The organism is Aeromonas sp. PrichA-15, assembly GCF_017939245.1.
Lineage (GTDB): Bacteria > Pseudomonadota > Gammaproteobacteria > Enterobacterales > Aeromonadaceae > Aeromonas > Aeromonas caviae.
Window position 1 is genome coordinate 1 of the sequence record NZ_JAGKRH010000275.1, and the last position, 301, is coordinate 301.

1 protein-coding gene is annotated in these 301 nt (G+C 51.5%); it reads left to right on the top strand.

The annotated features are described in order from the left end of the window. Positions 1–13 precede the first annotated feature (13 nt). Positions 14–301, top strand: a 288-nt coding sequence (locus J9889_RS20880) for an IS5/IS1182 family transposase (protein ID WP_032175593.1), incomplete at its 3' end; no start/stop codon positions are given.

The window sequence follows — 301 nt, forward strand, 5'->3', positions numbered from 1 at the left end:
AACAGGGTTCATCATGAGTCATCAACTTACCTTCGCCGACAGTGAATTCAGCAGTAAGCGCCGTCAGACCAGAAAAGAGATTTTCTTGTCCCGCATGGAGCAGATTCTGCCATGGCAAAACATGGTGGAAGTCATCGAGCCGTTTTACCCCAAGGCTGGTAATGGCCGGCGACCTTATCCGCTGGAAACCATGTTACGCATTCACTGCATGCAGCATTGGTACAACCTGAGCGATGGCGCGATGGAAGATGCTCTGTACGAAATCGCCTCCATGCGTCTGTTTGCCCGGTTATCCCTGGAT